The following is a 14,715-nucleotide window of genomic DNA, read 5'->3' on the forward strand; positions in this document are numbered from 1 at the left end:
AGTAGGGTCCAACCATGTCTCGCAGCATTCGCCTCGCAGTGATCCCCGGTGACGGTATCGGCCAGGAGGTCGTGGCCCAGGGCCTGAAGGTCCTGACCGCGGTCCTCCCGCAGGACGTCAAGCTGGAAACCAAGGAGTACGACCTTGGTGCCAAGCGCTGGCACGCGACCGGCGAGACCCTGCCGGACGCCGAGCTGGAGTCCCTCAAGCAGCACGACGCGATCCTCCTCGGCGCGATCGGCGACCCGTCCGTGCCGTCCGGCGTGCTGGAGCGCGGGCTGCTGCTCAAGCTCCGCTTCGCCTTCGACCACTTCGTCAACCTGCGCCCGTCGAAGCTCTTCCCGAACACCGCGACCCCGCTGGCCGGCCGGCCCGAGATCGACTTCGTGGTGGTCCGTGAGGGCACCGAGGGCCCGTACACCGGCAACGGCGGCTCGCTGCGCACCGGCACCCCTGCCGAGGTGGCCACCGAGGTCAGCGTGAACACCGCCTACGGTGTCGAGCGGGTGGTCCGGGACGCCTACGAGCGCGCCAACGCCCGCCCCCGCAAGAAGCTGACGCTGGTTCACAAGAACAACGTCCTGGTCTACGCGGGCCACATGTGGAAGAACATCTTCGACAAGGTCGGCGCGGAGTACCCCGAGGTCACCACCGACTACCTGCATGTCGACGCGGCGACGATCTTCTTCGTCACCCAGCCCGAGCGGTTCGACGTGATCGTCACCGACAACCTCTTCGGTGACATCCTCACCGACCTCGCCGCGGCCGTCACCGGCGGCATCGGCCTGGCCGCCTCCGGGAACATCAACCCGACCGGCGAGTTCCCGTCGATGTTCGAGCCGGTGCACGGCTCCGCCCCGGACATCGCGGGCACCGGCAAGGCCGACCCGACGGCGACGATCCTCTCGGTCGCGCTGCTCCTGCGCCACCTCGGCTTCGAGCCGCAGGCCGCCCGGATCGAGGCGGCGGTCGCGGCCGACCTGGAGGCCCGGGACGGCTCGGCCCGCAGCACGGACGAGATCGGCGATGCGCTCGCCGCACGCGTAGCGGGCTGAGGCCCGCGCCACCCGCCGGTGCTGAGCCGGCGAGACAGGCAGACCGACGGCGCCGGGCCGGGACAGCGATGTCCAGGGCCGGCGCCGTCCGCGTTGACCCGCTCTGGGCTACTGCCCGGTTCGGTGCGACCATCGGACCCGGCCGCGCACACCGGTTCCAGCGGCGGATACCCGCGAGCGATAATCGGACGTGGCACCGCTGTCCGCGGGGAAACTCGGACGTCCCAGTAACGACCGGTACGTTCAACAGATCTCGTGAGCGCGGCCGCCACCCACCGCACCGGTGCCGCATGGGGCAAGGCTGGGCCGGTGACGCTCCTCCAGCTCACGCTGGGAGGGCCCCCAGGTATCGGAAACACGCAGTGAAGGACACGCATACATGACGACGCCCACGATCGAGCTCAAGCCCTCCTCACACCCGCTGTCCGACGCGGAGCGGGAGCAGATCCTGGCGGCCCCGGGCTTCGGGCGCCACTTCACCGACCACATGGTGACGATCAAGTGGACCGAGGGCCGCGGCTGGCACGACGGGCAGCTCGTGCCGTACGGGCCGCTCTCCCTCGACCCGGCGACCACGGTCCTGCACTACGCCCAGGAGATCTTCGAGGGCCTCAAGGCCTACCGCCAGCCCGACGGCTCCGTCGCCACCTTCCGCCCCGACGCCAACGCCCGCCGCTTCCAGGCCTCCGCACGCCGGCTGGCCATGCCGGAGCTGCCGGTCGAGACCTTCATCGAGGCGTGCGACGTGCTCGTCCAGCAGGACAAGGACTGGGTGCCCGCGCACGGCGGCGAGGAGTCGCTCTACCTGCGTCCCTTCATGATCGCGACCGAGGCGGGCCTGGGTGTGAAGCCCGCCAACGAGTACCTCTTCGTCGTGATCGCCTCGCCCGCCGGCGCCTACTTCGCCGGTGGCGTCAAGCCGGTCTCCATCTGGCTGTCGGAGAACCGGGTGCGCGCCGTCCCCGGTGGCATGGGCGACGCCAAGACCGGCGGCAACTACGCCGCGTCGCTGCTGGCCCAGGCCGAGGCCGCCGAGCGGGGCTGCGACCAGGTCGCCTACCTCGACGCCGTGGAGCACAAGTGGGTCGAGGAGCTCGGCGGGATGAACCTGTACTTCGTGTACGGCGACAAGATCGTCACGCCGTCCCTGACCGGTTCGCTGCTGGCGGGCGTCACCCGTGACTCCCTGCTGTCCGTCGCCCGCGACCTGGGTTACGAGGCGGAGGAGGGCCGGGTCTCCATCGACCAGTGGAAGGCCGACACGGAGAACGGCACCCTCACCGAGGTCTTCGCCTGCGGAACGGCCGCCGTGATCACCCCGGTCGGCACGGTCAAGAGCGACGGCGGTGAGTGGACCCAGTCCGACGGCGAGCCCGGCAAGGTCACGCTGAAGCTGCGCGAGGCGCTCCTCGACATCCAGCGGGGCGTCGCCGCGGACACCCACGGCTGGATGCACCCGCTGGGCTGAGTCCGGGCCCTGGGCGCTCCCCGGACATGACGACCGAGGCCGCCTCCGACATCGCGTCGGGGGCGGCCTCGGCATGGGCAGGGGCCGGATGGCGCCCCTCGGCGCGGGGCGGGGCCCCGGCCGTGCGGGTAAGGCGAATCAGCCGACCTCCGCGGGGGTGTCCGAGGCGCCGGCTGCCGGGGCGGACGGGGCGGCCCGCAGCGTGGGGACCGGGCGCGGCCGGCCGGCGGTGAGGGCGAAGTAGACGACCCCGCCCACGGCCGCGGCCAGCAGGAAGCTGACGTCGATGCCGCCCGTGTGCGGAAGCAGCGGGCCCTGGTAGAGCGGGGTGTCCACGCCCAAGAGGCCGACCGCCGAGCCCAGTGCCCAGGCGACGGTGGCCTGGACGTTCCAGCCGGCCGTGAACCAGTACACGCCGCCGCGGGTGCCGCGGTTGTAGACCTGAAGCGAGTCCGGGTCGTAGTCGCCGCGGCAGCGGAGGAAGCCCAGCACGGTGATCACGGCCCACGGGGTGCCGATCGCGGTCATCAGCAGCACGAAGGACGTCATCGCGTCCTGCGCCTGCCACAGGAAGTGCCCGGCGTAGACCAGCGCGGTCGAGACGGCGGCGACCACGTACGTGGCCTGGGTGCGGGTCGCCCGCGGCAGGATCGCGTCCAGGTCCAGGCCCATGCTGTAGAGCATCAGGCCGGAGTTGCCCACCGAGCCGGCGGAGGCGTTGAGCAGCAGGAAGACCAGGTACCAGAGCGGGGCGCCGGCCACCAGCGGGCCCGCGTAGTCGTCGCCGGCACCGACCGCGAGGGCGCTGAAGGTGCCGAACAGCTGCGGTATCAGCAGGCCCACCACCAGGCCGAGGTAGGTCGCCGCGAAGACCTTCTTCGGGCTGTGCCGGCGGGGCGAGATGTAGCGGCTGTAGTCGCCGAGCAGGGTGATGAAGGCGATCGGGCCGCTGAGACCGGCGGAGACGGCGGCCAGCAGCCAGGTCGGCCAGAAGCCGCCGAGCGCGTACGAGGTGCCGGGCACCGGCGCGGTGGTGAAGGTGTGGGCGTAGGCGATCACGCCGATGGCGAGCAGCACCGTCAGACCGATGGAGAGCACCTTGCTCATCCGCAGCAGCACCCGGTAGCCGTAGACCGCGCCCACCGCCGTGGCGCCCGCCAGCACCGCGTAGACGAGCGCGTACGAGGCGCCGCCGGTCGGCAGGCCGATCAGCCGGTGCAGACAGCCCACCATCGCATCGCCGCCGACCCACAGCGTCAGCGCGGTGTAGCCGAGCGAGAGCAGCAGGCCGATCACCGAGCCGATGAGCCGGCCGCGCACGCCGAAGTGGGCGCCGCTGCTGGTCGAGAGGTTGGTCGCACTGCGCAGGGAGACCAGTGCGAGGGGGGCGGTCAGCACGGCGCCGACCAGGGTGCCGGCGACCAGGGAGCTGACCGAGCCCCAGAAGCCGAGACCGAACGAGACCGGGAGCCAACCGAAGATCACCACCCCGAGGGCGAGGTTCGATCCGAGCAGGATCGAGACGAGGTCACGGGGACCGCTGGTGCGCTCCTCGTCCGGGATGGTGTCGACTCCGCGTTGTTCGATCGGCATGAGGGCTCCCCTGAGAGGCCGGACAACAGTGTGCGAGCAGTGCTCTGCGTGCAGTGCTCCGTGATGTGGACAGTGCTCGAAGTGAGCGGTACGCGCGGTGCGAGATCATTTGAGCGTTGCTCTATTCACCACTTGTTTAGAACAGCGCTCAATCTCGCTCACCCCCATGCCGCAGGTCAATGCTTTCGCGTTGGCTAATTTCATGGTTAGAGTGATGCTCTAATCAAGCTGGAGGTGTGACGGGATGCGGTTGACCCCGACGGAACGCGACCGGCTGCTGCTGTTCGGCGCAGCCGAGCTGGCGCGGACGCGCCGGGCCCGTGGACTGCGGCTGAACGTGCCCGAGGCGACCGCGTTGATCGCGGACACAGTCTGCGAGGCGGCGCGGGACGGGCGCCGCCTCGCTCAGGCCATCGAGGCGGCACGCAGCGTGCTCGGCCCGGACGACGTGCTGCCGGGGGTGGCCGAGGTGGTCACCGAGGTGCACGTGGAGGCCGTCTTCGACGACGGCTCCCGGCTCGCGGTGGTCAGCGACCCGATCGGAGCCGGCGCGCCGGCCGGCCCGGACGGTGCGGACCGTGCGCCCGCACCCGGCGCCGTGCTCCCCGGCCCGGCCGACCCGGAGCCCGCGCCCGCGGTGGTGCTGACGGTGCGCAACACCGCGTCCGTGCCGATCAGCGTCACCTCGCACTTCCACTTCTTCGAGGCCAACCCCCGGCTGGACTTCGACCGCTCGGCCGCCTACGGCATGCGGCTGTGCGTGCCGGCCGGCTCGTCGGTGCGGTTCGACCCCGGCGGCGCCTCGGAGGTCGGACTGCTGCCGATCGGCGGCGACCGGATCGCGATCGGCTTCGCCGGTCTCGTCGACGGCCCGTTGGACGCACCGGGCGCGAAAGCGGAAGCGCTGCGGCGGGCCGCCGCCTGCGGCTACCTGGGAGCGGAGGACCAGGCATGACCATCGACCCCCACGAGTACGCGTCGGTGCACGGTCCGCGGGCCGGCGACCGGGTGGTCCTCGGCGACTCGGGCCTGGTCGTCCGGGTCGAGTCGGACTCCCAGAAGCCCGGCGACGAGTTCCTGGCCGGCTTCGGCAAGACCGCCCGTGACGGGCTGCTGCTGAAGGCCGCCGCGGTCCGTGAGACCTGCGACGTGGTGATCAGCAACGTCCTGGTCATCGACGCGGTCCAGGGCATCCGCAAGGTGTCCATCGGCATCCGCGAGGGCCGGATCCACGCCATCGGGCGGGCCGGCAACCCGGACACCCTCGACGGCGTCGACGTCGTCGTCGGCACCGGCACCTCGATCGTCTCCGGCGAGGGCATGATCGCCACCGCCGGCGCCGTCGACACCCACGTCCATCTGCTCTCGCCGCGCGTCATGGAGGCCTCGCTGGCCTCCGGCGTGACGACCATCATCGGCCAGGAGTTCGGCCCGGTCTGGGGCGTCGGCGTCAACTCGCCCTGGGCGCTGGGCCACGCCTTCGGCGCCTTCGACGCCTGGCCGGTCAACATCGGCTTCCTCGGTCGCGGCTCCTCCTCGGCCGACGCCCCACTGGTCGAGGCGCTCGCCGAGGGCGGCGCCTGCGGCTTCAAGGTCCACGAGGACATGGGCGCCCACGCCCGCGCCCTGGACACCGCGCTGCGGGTCGCCGAGGACCACGACGTCCAGGTCGCGCTGCACAGCGACGGCCTCAACGAGTGCCTCACCGTCGAGGACACCCTGCGCGTCCTGGACGGCCGCACCATCCACGCCTTCCACATCGAGGGCTGCGGCGGCGGGCACGTCCCGAACGTCCTGAAGATGGCCGGCGTCCCCAACGTCATCGGCTCCTCGACCAACCCCACCCTGCCCTTCGGGCGGGACGCGGTCGCCGAGCACTACGGCATGATCGTCTCGGTCCACGACCTCAAGACCGACCTGCCCGGCGACGCCGCCATGGCCCGCGACCGCATCCGGGCCGGCACGATGGGCGCCGAGGACGTGCTGCACGACCTCGGGGCGATCGGCATCACCTCCTCCGACGCCCAGGGCATGGGCCGGGCCGGCGAGACCGTGCGCCGGACCTTCGCGATGGCCGGCAAGATGAAGGCCGAACTCGGCCCCATGGAAGGCGACGGCGCCCACGACGACAACGCCCGGGTGCTGCGCTACATCGCCAAGCTCACCATCAACCCCGCCATCGCCCACGGCCTCTCGCACGAGATCGGGTCGATCGAGGTCGGCAAGATGGCCGACATCGTGCTCTGGAAGCCGCAGTTCTTCGGTGCCAAGCCGCAGCTGGTGCTGAAGTCCGGCTTCCCCGCCTACGGCGTCACCGGCGACCCGAACGCCGCCACCGACACCTGCGAACCCCTGGTGCTGGGCCCGCAGTTCGGGGCGCACGGCGCGACCCCGGCCGAGATCTCGGTCGCCTTCGTCGCCCGTGCCGCGGCCGAACAGGGCGGCGACCACCTGCCCACCCGGCGCCGCCGGGTCGCCGTCCGCGGCACCCGTGGCATCGGCCCCGGCAACCTCGTCCACAACTCCCGCGTCGGACAGGTCCAGGTCGACGCGCGCAGCGGACTGGTCACCCTCGACGGCGACCCGATGCGCTCGGAACCGGCCGACACCGTCTCGCTGTCCCGGCTCTACTTCCTGTGAACGGCACGGCCGGTGCACAGCACGGCCGGTGACCCCCGCCCGCCCCACCGCTACAGACCCTCAAGGACCCCGTATGAACACCCCTGCCGCCGACGGATTCCGCATGCCCCCGGAGTGGGCCCGCCACCAGCGCACCTGGATGGCCTGGCCCGGCCCCAACTTCACCTTCGGCGAGGAGGGCGGCGAGACCCTGGCCGAGGCCCGCCGCGCCTGGGCCGGCGTGGCCCGCGCCGTGCGCCGCTTCGAACCGGTCACCGTCGTCGTCGGCCCCGGCCAGTCCGAGGGCGCCCGGGAACTCCTCGGCGACGCCGTCGACCTCGTCGAGCACCCGCTGAACGACGCCTGGATGCGCGACATCGGCCCCACCTTCGTCACGGACGGCAAGGGCTCGCTCGCCGCCGTCGACTGGGTGTTCAACGGCTGGGGTGCGCAGGAGTGGGCCCGCTGGGACCTCGACGAGAAGATAGCCGAGCAGGTCGCGGCCCTGGCCGGGGTGCGCCGCTACGCCACGCCCCTGGTCAACGAGGGCGGCGGCATCCACGTCGACGGCGAGGGCACCGTCCTGCTCACCGAGACGGTGCAGCTCGACCCGGGCCGCAACCCCGGCCGGACCCGGGAGGAGGTGGAGGCCGAGATCCACGCCCACCTCGGCACCACCAAGGCGATCTGGCTGCCCCGCGGCCTGGCCGCCGACTACGGACAGTTCGGCACCCGCGGCCACGTCGACATCGTCGCCGCCTTCGCCCGTCCGGGCACCGTGCTCGTGCACACCCAGCCCAACCCCGACCACCCCGACCACGCGATCTGCACCGAGATCGTCAAGCAGCTGAGCGCCGCCACCGACGCCAAGGGCCGCCGGCTGGAGGTCGTCGAGGTGCCCGCGCCGACCGTCATCGAGGAGGACGGCGAGCTGGTCGACTACTCGTACATCAACCACTACCTCTGCAACGATGGTGTGGTGCTGTGCGGGTTCGACGACCCGCGTGACGAGCACGCGGCCGGCATCTTCCGCCGGCTCTTCCCCGACCGGACGGTGACCCTCGTGGACGCCCGTACGATCTTCGCAGCGGGTGGCGGTATCCACTGCATCACCCAGCAGCAGCCCGCGGTCTGACCCGCAGACCCGTCCAGCCGACCCGGAGGTCCCCGTGCCCTCTCCCGTGCGCCGTCCACGGCGGCGACTCAGCCAACCCCGCGAGCAGGTTCTCGCCGCGGCGATGGCCACCATCGCGGCGGAGGGCCTGGACCGACTGACCATGGCGGGCCTGGGCCGCGAGGTCGGCATGAGCAGCGGCCACATCCTGTACTACTTCGGCACCAAGGACGAGCTGCTGCTACAGACCCTCCAGTGGAGCGAGGAGCAGCTCGGCGCCGAGCGCCGGGCCGCCCTCTCCCGCCGCGTCCCGGCCCGCGAACGGCTGGACGCGCTGGTCGACCTCTATCTGCCCGAAGGCCACCGCGACCCGCGCTGGACGCTGTGGCTGGAGGTGTGGAACCGCTCGCAGAACGCCGACGACGAGACCCGCGAGCGCCAGCTCGAACTCGAACTCGCCTGGCACCGCGACCTGGTGGCCCTCCTCGTCGAGGGCGTGTCCAAGGGCGAGTTCCGGCCGGTCGACGCCGAGCGCTTCGCCACCCGCACCCGCGCCCTCCTCGACGGCTTCGGCACCCATCTCGTCGTCGGCCTGCCCGGCACCGAGCGCGCCCAGGTCAGGGAGCACATACGCGAGTTCCTGGACGAGTCGCTGGGCACGTCGGAACGGTGAGTGCCACGCCACGGGCCGGGCGGCCCGTGGCGCCGGCCCGGACGCGTACCCTCCGCCCCGTAGTGAACACAACGTACGCAAGTACGCGGGATCGTTGCCGCCCCGACCCTTGCCGACCGACCCCCGGTCCGCGACCGTGATCGGCTATGGGACGAGAGCAATGGAAGAAGATCTGGGTCGGTTCGGCCGGCAACATGGTCGAGTGGTTCGACTGGTTCGTCTACGCCAGTTTCGCGGTCTACTTCGCGGACTCCTTCTTCCCCAAGGGGAATGACACCGCCAACCTCATGAACACCATGGGCATCTTCGCCGTCGGGTTTTTCATGCGCCCGGTCGGCGGCTGGCTGCTCGGCCGGGTCGGCGACCGCAAGGGGCGCAAGGCAGCGCTCACCCTGACCGTCACGCTGATGTCCGCCTCGGCGGTCCTGATCGCGATCGCGCCTACGTACGCCGTCGCCGGCTACGGCGGGGTGGCCGTACTGCTCGTCGCCCGGATGTTGCAGGGGCTCTCGGTCGGTGGTGAGTACGCGGCCAGCGCCACCTACCTCACCGAGGCGTCGGCGCCGGGACAGCGCGGCTTCGCCTCCAGCTTCCAGTACGTGTCCATGACCGCGGGCCAGCTGGTCGGACTCGGCCTACAGATCGTGCTGCAACGCACGCTGTCCGAGGACACCCTGCACAGCTGGGCCTGGCGGATCCCGTTCATCGTCGGTGCGCTGGGTGCCGGGATCGTCTTCTACCTGCGCCGCAACATGCTGGAGACCGAGGTCTACGCCGAGGACGACGGCGCCCAGTCCGACCCCGCCCGCGGCACCATCAAGGCGCTGCTGGCCCACAAGCGGGAGGCGCTGCTGGTCATCGCGCTCACCATGGGCGGCACCGTCGCGTACTACACGTACACGACCTACCTCACCAAGTACCTCTCGGGCAGCGCCGGGATGTCCAAGCCGACCGCCTCCCTGGTCAGCTTCTGCGCCCTGTTCCTCTTCATGTGCCTCCAGCCGCTGGCCGGCCGGCTCTCGGACCGCATCGGCCGCCGGCCCCTCCTCATCACCTTCGCGATCGGCTCGACCTTCCTGACCGTGCCGATCATGACGCTGCTCAAGCACGCCGGCAGCTTCTGGCCGGCCCTCGGGCTCTCGTTGCTGGCGCTGGTCGTGGTCACCGGCTACACCTCGATCAACGCCTGTGTGAAGGCCGAGCTGTTCCCCACCGGCATCCGTGCGCTCGGCGTCGCCCTGCCGTACGCCATCGCCAACGCCCTGTTCGGCGGCACCGCGGAGTACGTCGCGCTGTGGTTCAAGAACGGCGGCATGGAGTCCGGCTACTACTGGTACGTCGCCGGCTGCGCCGCGGTCTCCCTGGTCGTCTACCTCGCCATGCGGGAGACCCGGAGCATCGATCTGCACCGGGTCGGCAAGCCGGCCGCGGGCGCCGGCCGCTCGCCGGTGGGGGCGCCCGCCGCCGACTGAGGTGGCCTCCCGGCCGAAAACGGCCTCCCCTGCCCGGGGGAGGCCGTTCCCGTTCCCGGGGGATCCGCGCCCCGGCCCCGGGCGGCTTGGCTGGGTGGCATGAGGAACGTCAGGTACTCACTCATGCCGCTGCTGCTGACGGGGCTGCTGGCCTCGGGCGCCGCGGCCCCGTCCGCAGCGATGGCCCGGCCCGCCGAGGGCCGGGCGGCCGCGGCCCATGCGGCCGCCCGCCCGGCCGCCGGCGACCTCTTCACCCGGCTCTCGGCCATCCCCGGCATGCGGGTGGTCAAGGAGAACGCCGCTCCGGCCGGCTACCGCTCGATCGAGCTGCGCTACCGCCAGCCGGTCGACCACCGCCACCCCGACCGGGGCACCTTCGAGCAGCGGTTGTTCCTGCTGCACCGCGCCACCGACCGGCCGATGGTGCTCCACACCAACGGCTACGACCTCGACTACCAGAACCCCGCCCTGCGCGCCGAGCCGACCGAGATCCTGAACAGCAATCAGATCAGCGTCGAGCAGCGGTACTTCGGCACCTCCACCCCCCACCCCACCGACTGGACCAAGCTCGACATCTGGCAGGCGGCCACCGACCACCACCGGATCGTGCGGGCGCTCCGGACGATCTACCGCGCCGCCTGGATCTCCACCGGCGGCAGCAAGGGCGGGATGGCGACGGTCTACCACCGGCGCTTCTACCCGCACGACGTGGCCGGCTCCGTCGCGTACTCGACCCCCAACATCACCAGCGGCCGGGACGGCACCGCCGAGGACCGCTTCCTGGGGCGGGTCGGCAGCCCCGCCTGCCGCCGTGCGCTCACCGCCGTCCAGCGCGAGCTGCTGGGAGCCCGCAGGACGGAGACGGCGGGTCGTATCGCCCGCTCCGCCGCCGCCCACGGCGACACCCTGCACATCGTCGGCAGCGCCGACCGGCTGCTGGAACTCGCCACGCTGATGCTGCCGGAGCGCTACTGGATGAGTCAGGGCGAGGCGGGCTGCGGCCGCATCCCCGGGCGCTCCGCGACCAGCGCGGCGCTCTACGCCTGGTTCGACGGGGTGATGGGCCTCCAGGGCTACACCGATCTCTACCTCTCCCTGGTCACCGCGTCCTTCTACCAGCTGGGCACCCAGCTCGGCATGACCGAGCGGGCCGCCCCGCACCTGGCCGGAATGCTGCGATACCCCGGAATCCAGCAGATCCGCACCCTCGTGCCGCGGAACATCCCGATGCGCTTCCAGCCGGAGGCCATGCCCGACATCGACCGCTGGGTACGCCACCACGGCAGTGAGCTGATGTTCGTCTACGGCGAGAACGACCCCGTACGGGCCGAGCCGTTCCGTACCGGCCCCGGCAGCCGCGACACCCATGTCTATCTGGCCCCGCACGCCGGCCACCACATGAGCCTCGACAAGCTGACGCCGGGGGACCGGGAGCGGGCCACCGCGACGCTCCGCCGCTGGGCCGGCGTGGACGGTTCGACCACATAGTGAGACCGCAAGGTGCACCGTGCGTCCGATATGGCACACTGCGGACCGTGCTCTCGTTCGCCATGATTATTGGCAGCAGGCGCGCCGGTCCGCAGTGACCGCCCCGTACGACCCGAGTACGGCGTGGCCACCGTCGTCCCAGACCCGCGCGCAGACCTCTCGCACCCGCGAGGGGTCTTTTCGTTTCCGGCCCACAATCCACCGGAGGCGGAGCGCGAGGGAGCATGGAGGGGCGGTGGAACCGGTTATTCCGGTAGACCGAGATCCCGACAGGAGCCAGACCAGCATGACGGACGCACCCGACGCCTCCCCGTCGCCCGACGCCCGCCCCGCCAGCGCGGTGTCCGACGACTTCCACGTCTTCGACACCACGCTCCGCGACGGTGCGCAGCGCGAGGGCATCAACCTCACGGTCGCCGACAAGCTCACCATCGCCCGGCACCTCGACGACTTCGGCGTCGGCTTCATCGAGGGCGGCTGGCCCGGTGCCAACCCCCGCGACACCGAGTTCTTCCAGCGCGCCCGCGAGGAGATCGACTTCCGGCACGCCCAGCTGGTCGCGTTCGGCGCCACCCGCAAGGCCGGCGTCCGCGTCGAGGACGACCCGCAGGTCGCAGCCCTCCTGGACTCCCGGGCCCCGGTCATCACCCTCGTCGCCAAGTCGCACGTCGGACACGTGGAACTGGCGCTGCGCACCACGCCCGAGGAGAACCTCGCGATGGTCCGCGACACCGTCGCCTACCTGCGCTCCCAGGGACGTCGGGTCTTCCTCGACTGCGAGCACTTCTTCGACGGCTACGCCCTGGATCCGGACTACGCCAAGCAGGTCGTCCGCACCGCGAGCGAGGCCGGCGCGGACGTGGTGGTGCTCTGCGACACCAACGGCGGGATGCTCCCCGCCCAGATCACCGCCGTGGTGCGGACCGTCCTCGCGGACACCGGCGCGCGGCTGGGCATCCACGCCCAGGACGACACCGGCTGCGCGGTCGCCAACACCCTGGCCGCGGTGGACGCCGGCGCCACCCACGTGCAGTGCACCGCCAACGGCTACGGCGAGCGCGTCGGCAACTCCAACCTCTTCCCGGTCGTCGCCGCGCTGGAGCTCAAGTACGGCCGCCGGGTGCTGCCGGAGGGCAAGCTCGCCGAGACCACCCGGATCTCGCACGCCATCGCCGAGGTCGTCAACCTCACCCCCTCCACCCACCAGCCCTACGTCGGTGTCTCCGCCTTCGCCCACAAGGCCGGGCTGCACGCCTCCGCCATCAAGGTCGACCCGGACCTCTACCAGCACATCGACCCGGCGCTGGTCGGCAACACCATGCGGATGCTGGTCTCCGACATGGCCGGCCGGGCCTCCATCGAGCTCAAGGGCAAGGAGCTGGGCTTCGAACTGGGCGGCGACCGCGAGCTGGTCGGCCGGGTCGTGGCGCGGGTCAAGGAGCGCGAACTCGCCGGCTACACCTACGAGGCCGCGGACGCCTCGTTCGAGCTGCTGCTGCGGGAGGAGGTCGAGGGCCGGCCGGTGCGGTACTTCACGGTCGAGTCCTGGCGCGCGATCGTCGAGGACCGCCCCGACGGCACGCACGCCAACGAGGCGACCGTGAAGCTGTGGGCCAAGGGCGAGCGGATCGTCGCCACCGCCGAGGGCAACGGCCCGGTCAACGCACTGGACCGGGCGCTGCGGGTCGGCCTGGAGTGGATCTACCCCCAGCTGGCCACCATGGAGCTCGTCGACTACAAGGTCCGCATCCTGGAGGGCGCCCTCGGCACCGGCTCGATCACCCGGGTCCTCGTCTCCACCAGCGACGGCCGCGCCGAATGGTCCACGGTCGGCGTCGCGGAGAACGTCATCGCCGCTTCCTGGCAGGCCCTGGACGACGCCTATGCGTATGGCCTCTTGCGGGCCGGGGTTGCGCCGCAGGGATAGCCCCCCACGTTTTTGTCTGCGGCGCCGTGGTGGTTGTTCGCCGTTGCGCCTGGCGGCGGGCCCTCCACACGTTTTCGGCTTTCCCGCCGCGCTGGTTTCTCGCCGTTGCGCCTGCGGCGGGCGTGGGTTTGTCGGGTGCGGTGCCGCTCCTCCGGACTTCGTCCTGCGGCGCGGCCCCTCCCGTGAGTGGGTGGTGAGAGGCCGGTGGGGGCGGGCCTCGTCAGTCCACTGTGCGCAGGGGACCACCGGCGCTCACCCCCACGGTCTTCTTCCCACCCCTCAACGGGAGGGGACGGGCCGGAGGGGCAGGGTTTCCGGACGTAAAGCGAAGCAGTCCGGAAACCCTGCCCCGGAGGACCGTCACCGCACCCGACAGCCCCGCGCAGCGGCCCCGCCCGCCGCAGGCGCAACGGCGAGCAACAAGCACGGCGCCGCAGACAAAAGCGTGGGAGGTCAGCCCCGCGCAGCGACCGCCGAGATGTCGAAGCTGAGCTTCACCTTGTCGCTGACCATCACCCCGCCCGCCTCGAGCGCGGCGTTCCAGGTCAGGCCCCAGTCGGAGCGCAGGATCTCGGCGCTGCCCTCGAAGCCGACCCGCTCGGCGCCGTAGACGTCGGTGGCCGAGCCGTTGAACGTCAGGTCGATGGTGAGCGGCTTGGTGACGTCCCGCAGGGTGAGGTCGCCGGTGAGGCGGAAGCGGTCGCCGCCCACGTGCTCGGCGGTGGTGCTGCGGAAGGTCATCAGGGGGAAGGCCTCGGCGTCGAAGAAGTCGGCGCTGCGCAGGTGGGCGTCGCGGTCGGCGATCCCGCTGTCGATGCTGGCGATCTTGACGTCGAGGGACGCGGCGGAGCGGGACGGGTCGCCGCCGTCGAGGCTCAGCGTGCCCGCGTAGTCGCCGAAGCTGCCGCGGACGTTGGTGACCATGGCGTGCCGGACCGTGAAGCCGATGCTGCTGTGGGCCGGGTCGATGGTGTAGTCGCCGGTCAGTGCGGCCAGCGCGGGGTCCGCGTCGAGGACGGCGGCGGGGGCGGTGGTGCGCTTGCGGTTGAACAGAGCCATGGCTCCTCCTCCGGGGCGGATGCTGCGGGCAGCATTTTGTTTAACATTCAACGAGATGCCTGCCACCGTAGCGCGGTTTAGTTCAATGTTCAACCTTCGCGTGAGATGGATTCGCCGACGTGCCGGGCGGCGGGCTCGGCCGGACGGGTGGTCGGGGGTGGCGCGGCCCGGTCATTGCCGCCGCGCGCGGGCCCGTGCTAGACCATCGGGAACTCCCAAGTGCGCAGCGCCACAACCCAGTTGACGC

General features: G+C 71.5%; 11 protein-coding genes. 9 read left to right on the forward strand and 2 right to left on the reverse strand.

Annotated elements, in window-relative coordinates; all coding sequences use genetic code 11:
- The first annotated feature begins 14 nt into the window (after window positions 1–14).
- Window positions 15–1,055, forward strand: a complete 1,041-nt coding sequence (locus AB0C96_RS30905; protein WP_362921930.1) for a 3-isopropylmalate dehydrogenase — start codon at window positions 15–17, stop codon at window positions 1,053–1,055.
- Window positions 1,056–1,434: 379 nt separating this feature from the next.
- Window positions 1,435–2,523 (forward strand): branched-chain amino acid aminotransferase, encoded by a 1,089-nt coding sequence (locus AB0C96_RS30910; protein WP_362921932.1) that lies wholly within the window; start codon window positions 1,435–1,437, stop codon window positions 2,521–2,523.
- Window positions 2,524–2,661: 138 nt separating this feature from the next.
- Here the strand turns inward: AB0C96_RS30910 and AB0C96_RS30915 are convergent, their stop codons facing one another.
- Window positions 2,662–4,116, reverse strand: a complete 1,455-nt coding sequence (locus AB0C96_RS30915; RefSeq protein WP_362921933.1) for a cytosine permease — start codon at window positions 4,114–4,116, stop codon at window positions 2,662–2,664.
- Window positions 4,117–4,360: 244 nt separating this feature from the next.
- On the opposite strand from AB0C96_RS30915, the gene ureA reads away from it, so the two are divergent.
- The 7 genes from ureA to cimA all read left to right on the forward strand — a co-directional run bounded on the left by ureA (window position 4,361) and on the right by cimA (window position 13,409).
- Window positions 4,361–5,071: an urease subunit gamma gene (gene ureA / locus AB0C96_RS30920; RefSeq protein WP_362921935.1), complete on the forward strand. Its 711-nt coding sequence runs from the start codon at window positions 4,361–4,363 to the stop codon at window positions 5,069–5,071.
- Complete coding sequence (locus tag AB0C96_RS30925) at window positions 5,068–6,756, forward strand: urease subunit alpha (RefSeq protein ID WP_362921936.1); 1,689 nt, start codon at window positions 5,068–5,070, stop codon at window positions 6,754–6,756. The genes ureA and AB0C96_RS30925 overlap by 4 nt, the downstream gene beginning before the upstream one ends.
- A 73-nt stretch (window positions 6,757–6,829) precedes the next feature.
- Window positions 6,830–7,870: an agmatine deiminase family protein gene (locus tag AB0C96_RS30930; protein WP_362921938.1), complete on the forward strand. Its 1,041-nt coding sequence runs from the start codon at window positions 6,830–6,832 to the stop codon at window positions 7,868–7,870.
- A 34-nt stretch (window positions 7,871–7,904) separates the two neighbouring features.
- Window positions 7,905–8,522: a TetR/AcrR family transcriptional regulator gene (locus AB0C96_RS30935; protein ID WP_362921940.1), complete on the forward strand. Its 618-nt coding sequence runs from the start codon at window positions 7,905–7,907 to the stop codon at window positions 8,520–8,522.
- A 146-nt stretch (window positions 8,523–8,668) separates the two neighbouring features.
- Window positions 8,669–9,994, forward strand: a complete 1,326-nt coding sequence (locus AB0C96_RS30940; protein WP_362921942.1) for an MFS transporter — start codon at window positions 8,669–8,671, stop codon at window positions 9,992–9,994.
- Between the two features lie 99 nt (window positions 9,995–10,093).
- A complete protein-coding gene (locus tag AB0C96_RS30945) occupies window positions 10,094–11,482 on the forward strand; it encodes a S28 family serine protease (RefSeq protein ID WP_362921944.1) in 1,389 nt (462 codons plus the stop codon).
- Between the two features lie 286 nt (window positions 11,483–11,768).
- Window positions 11,769–13,409 (forward strand): citramalate synthase, encoded by a 1,641-nt coding sequence (gene cimA / locus AB0C96_RS30950; protein ID WP_362921945.1) that lies wholly within the window; start codon window positions 11,769–11,771, stop codon window positions 13,407–13,409.
- Window positions 13,410–13,862: 453 nt separating this feature from the next.
- On the opposite strand, the gene AB0C96_RS30955 is transcribed toward cimA, so the two are convergent.
- Complete coding sequence (locus tag AB0C96_RS30955; RefSeq protein ID WP_362921947.1) at window positions 13,863–14,468, reverse strand: YceI family protein; 606 nt, start codon at window positions 14,466–14,468, stop codon at window positions 13,863–13,865.
- Between the last annotated feature and the right edge of the window lie 247 nt (window positions 14,469–14,715).

This window comes from Streptomyces sp. NPDC048506 (assembly GCF_040651315.1).
In the GTDB taxonomy this organism is placed as follows: Bacteria; Actinomycetota; Actinomycetes; order Streptomycetales; family Streptomycetaceae; genus Streptomyces.

Excerpts from the sequence above, each read along its gene's own strand:
- cimA (WP_362921945.1), top strand. The coding sequence starts at position 11,769 with ATGACGGACGCACCCGACGCCTCCCCGTCGCCCGACGCCCGCCCCGCC.
- AB0C96_RS30955 (WP_362921947.1), bottom strand. The coding sequence starts at position 14,468 with ATGGCTCTGTTCAACCGCAAGCGCACCACCGCCCCCGCCGCCGTCCTC.
- AB0C96_RS30905 (WP_362921930.1), top strand. The coding sequence starts at position 15 with ATGTCTCGCAGCATTCGCCTCGCAGTGATCCCCGGTGACGGTATCGGC.
- ureA (WP_362921935.1), top strand. The coding sequence starts at position 4,361 with ATGCGGTTGACCCCGACGGAACGCGACCGGCTGCTGCTGTTCGGCGCA.
- AB0C96_RS30910 (WP_362921932.1), top strand. The coding sequence starts at position 1,435 with ATGACGACGCCCACGATCGAGCTCAAGCCCTCCTCACACCCGCTGTCC.
- AB0C96_RS30940 (WP_362921942.1), top strand. The coding sequence starts at position 8,669 with ATGGGACGAGAGCAATGGAAGAAGATCTGGGTCGGTTCGGCCGGCAAC.
- AB0C96_RS30915 (WP_362921933.1), bottom strand. The coding sequence starts at position 4,116 with ATGCCGATCGAACAACGCGGAGTCGACACCATCCCGGACGAGGAGCGC.
- AB0C96_RS30925 (WP_362921936.1), top strand. The coding sequence starts at position 5,068 with ATGACCATCGACCCCCACGAGTACGCGTCGGTGCACGGTCCGCGGGCC.
- AB0C96_RS30945 (WP_362921944.1), top strand. The coding sequence starts at position 10,094 with ATGAGGAACGTCAGGTACTCACTCATGCCGCTGCTGCTGACGGGGCTG.
- AB0C96_RS30930 (WP_362921938.1), top strand. The coding sequence starts at position 6,830 with ATGAACACCCCTGCCGCCGACGGATTCCGCATGCCCCCGGAGTGGGCC.